A 3,581-nucleotide genomic window follows, 5' to 3' on the forward strand; every position below is an offset into this window, starting at 1 on the left:
GGGCGCTCAGGCGTTTACTCATGGGAGTGATGTTTATTTTGGGGCGGGGAAATCTCCGGGGAATAATGAGTTGACGGCGCATGAGTTGACTCATGTTGTGCAGCAAAGTGGCTCTAAAGTTCAACCTCAAATAGATGTAAATCAAATCAATTTATCTACTGAGCAGGAAAAGCTACAAGCTATGCTGAGGAGCGATACTCTTCAAACTAAAAAGACTAAAACATCAAGAACGCTTAACTTTATAACCATGAAACGGAAGCATATTGCTCTAAAAGGAAACGATAAATATGGACATTGGTGGACAGAAATTGACGGTTCTGAAAGTTATGGATGGTGGCCCAAATATCCTGTGAGCGGACTATGGAAAACATTAACTGGAGTTGACGGAGAACTTAATGGAATTACAAGTTTTGGGGGAACGGCAACCACTGATCCCCATCATGGAGATTCTGCAAGTGATACCTTCCATCCCAAGTTAACTAACTCAAAGACAGATACCCAGGTTAAAGCAGAAATCCGACTTTTTGCATCAAGCTACAGCGGAGAGTGGCGATGGACGTTCGGCTGGGGTCAAAACTGCCATACCTTCCAGAAAAGTCTGATGAGTACAGTAGGTTTAGTGGAGCCGTGATCCGTTTAAATAAATAGACAATGTACACATCTGAGATTCTAAATTCTAGAACATAGAAATGTTGAGTACACTGATAAAACCCCCGATGTGGCTGCTTGTGTTCATCATCATAAGTAGCTTATATACATGTACACTTTCTTATTCTCCCGGTCAGACTATGCCAGAAGTTAATTCAAATTCCTCTGCTTCTTTAACTCCTCAATATTTTGGTAGCTGGCAATCATACCAGATTCCATTTATACCTGAAGAACCAATTTCTAAGGAAGAGGCACAACAGCGAAAGTCTTATTATGTCGGCTACTACAACAGCAACAATCAACTAGAACGATTTGAGAAATATTTGGATGGTCAATTAAATTGGAAAGATGAATATTCATACTGGGATAATGGAAATATAAAAAGTCGTGTGATGACAAAATCTGACGGTTCACGAACTGTTCAGAACTTTGATCGCCAAGGGCGAATTATAAAATAATTTAGCTAAAATAATTTAGTGCGATCGCATTATCTTGTAGGGTGGGCAAATGGATATAATTTCTGGTGAAATCGTTAAATTAACGTAATTTGCCTACCCTACCCCTTGAATCTTTACCCAAATCACCAAATCTTTGCCATCACCAACCTGAAACCAGGTAACTCTGGATCACCACTAACCTGCTCTGGATTTTCCAAGATTTGAACCTCTTGATTCGGGCGATAGACATAAACAGTGCGATTTGCAAAAGGCATAGAACTCCTCGCGAGTTATCGACGCAATCGCGGGTAGCGAAATCCGGGTCTTCCGTAGTTAGTGTGCTAAATTGTTAGTTTTATTTGCCAGAATATTGGACAGCAATAGCTTTAACCATTTTTACCCGAATTTCAATTCGTTTTGATGCGGTTAAAAGCTACAGTCTTTATGTGGCAAGCTTCCCGATTCATTGAAGCTGATAGTTTAGCCCACTAAGTCCGGAAGACCCCAAGATATTCAGGTTTTTATTAAGAGTATGGGTCTGGGCTGAACTGGCTTGCGATCGCGCTGATTAGAAAAAATACTCCTCCTGGCACATACGAACGACGATAATGATACCATGTCCGGTCAAACACCCTTAAGAAAAATGCCTGAAACGATTGTTGTTACAGCATTGCAATTATGGGCAATCATCAGGACATGATATGAAACGTCTCTGGAAGCATCTTTCATAAATTATTGATCGCACAGCCAGATCAATCATTGTTGGGTTTCCTTACGTCAACCCAACCTACAATAATGACAAAGAGGCGAAGTTAGCATCAAAACCATGAAAGCCACATCTGAATTCCCCACAACTTTACCCGATCACACCCAACTCCCAGAATCGGATGGTACGTTTGTGAAAAATTTCCAAGAACATCCTCAAAGCATTCTATTAACCGAATCCATTGAGCCGATCCTCCAACAACTGCACCCCGACGAGCGCTACTGCATCGGTCAAGACAGCGGCATCTACTGGCGCTTAACTGACCCACCCGAACGCGGAGCCGAAGCCCCTGACTGGTTTTATGTTCCCAACGTACCACCGACTCTTGAGGGTCAAATGCGGCGCTCCTACGTGCTGTGGCAGGAAATCGTTTCTCCCCTCATCGTATTAGAATTTGTTTCTGGTAATGGTCAGGACGAACGAGATCGCACTCCCTACGAAGGGAAATTCTGGGTTTACGAACAAGCTATTCACGTCCCTTTCTACGGTATTTATGAAGTAACCCGATCCAGTGTAGAAGTCTATCATCTGGTCGAGGGGCGCTACCATTTACTACCAGCCAATGATCGCGGACACTACCCCATTTCACCCCTGGGAGTAGAACTTGGCATTTGGCAAGGACGCTACAAAAACGCCGAACTTCCCTGGTTGCGGTGGTGGGATAGCGAGGGAAATTTGCTGTTGACAGGGGAGGAACGAGCCGAACAAGAACGCCAGCGAGCCGAACAAGAACGTCAACGAGCCGAACAAGAACACCAGCGAGCCAACCAAGCCGAGCAGGAAAATGCACGTCTGCGAGAACAACTCAAGGCTTTAGGCATAGAACCGGAAACCGAGTAACTCTGGATCACCACTAACCTGCTCTGGATTCTCCAAAAATTGAACCTCTTGATTCGCTTGGCAAAAGGCATAGAACTCCTCGCGAGTCATCGGCGCGATCGAATGATCTTGTAGTGCGATCGCTAATCTTGTCGGGTGGGCAAATTACGTTAATTTAACGATTTTATCAGGAATTATATCCAGAAAGCCCACCCTACTCGCCTTCACTCTGACTTGACTCAAGAAATGGCTAATAGATATTTGAGTAAGATACCATTCAGGGATAACTGACAAGAATTCACTATGGGTCAAAACGGATACTGCGATCGCGTCTCTAGCAAAAGCTTACACTGATTGCCTATCGCCGTAAATCAGCTACGATCAATAAAATAAAAATAGTGTTTTTGCGATCGCACTATACCTTCTTCCTTTTCCGGGGAGTTTACTGGTCTTAATATTAACAACTTTTGGTGAATCTCGCCCGCCTATACTTAAGATGATACAATACCATGAGCAAAGCCAACGAAATATACGCATATTTTCGATTATCAGGAGTTTATCTTGATCCGGATGAAATCACTAACATTGTCGGTGTTAAACCTACGCAAACTTGCAAAACAGGAGATGTCGTCGTTCGGTCGAGGGGAAAACCAACGATTAGGAAATTTAGTGTTTGGAAAGTCAAATCTAAATTAGCTCCTTCAGAAGAACTTGACCCCACAAGAGAACTTGAGATGCATATAGAGTCTGTTTTTGAGCAACTACAACCGGGTTGGCAGCAACTCGCTAAAATAAGTTATCAGTACGAAGCACTTATTTGTTGTGTAGTTTATGCTTATAGCCACGTACCTGCCATTAGTTTTAATCAGCAAATTATACATAAGGCTAGTGAACTGAGTGCAGGTATAGAT

The 3,581-nt window shown here is 42.9% G+C and carries 4 protein-coding genes and 1 pseudogene; 4 read left to right on the forward strand and 1 reads right to left on the reverse strand.

The window, feature by feature from the left end:
* Positions 1–631 (forward strand): eCIS core domain-containing protein (locus RIC07_RS08725; RefSeq protein WP_446394176.1); only part of this gene is annotated, 631 nt, incomplete at its 5' end.
* Positions 632–788: 157 nt separating this feature from the next.
* Positions 789–1,106: a DUF6156 family protein gene (locus RIC07_RS08730; protein ID WP_446394177.1), complete on the forward strand. Its 318-nt coding sequence runs from the start codon at positions 789–791 to the stop codon at positions 1,104–1,106.
* Positions 1,107–1,228: 122 nt separating this feature from the next.
* Here RIC07_RS08730 and RIC07_RS08735 read toward each other — a convergent pair.
* Positions 1,229–1,348 (reverse strand): annotated as a pseudogene (locus RIC07_RS08735) (Uma2 family endonuclease); the annotation flags it as partial.
* A gap of 563 nt (positions 1,349–1,911) precedes the next feature.
* Between RIC07_RS08735 and RIC07_RS08740 the strand changes: the two are divergent.
* Both RIC07_RS08740 and RIC07_RS08745 read left to right on the forward strand, forming a co-directional pair.
* Positions 1,912–2,691 (forward strand): Uma2 family endonuclease, encoded by a 780-nt coding sequence (locus RIC07_RS08740; protein WP_446394178.1) that lies wholly within the window; start codon positions 1,912–1,914, stop codon positions 2,689–2,691.
* 488 nt (positions 2,692–3,179) lie between these two features.
* Positions 3,180–3,581, forward strand: a 402-nt coding sequence (locus RIC07_RS08745; protein ID WP_446394179.1) for a DUF4279 domain-containing protein, incomplete at its 3' end; no start/stop codon positions are given.

It is taken from the genome of Coleofasciculus sp. E1-EBD-02 (assembly GCF_040218245.1).
Lineage (GTDB): Bacteria > Cyanobacteriota > Cyanobacteriia > Cyanobacteriales > Coleofasciculaceae > Coleofasciculus.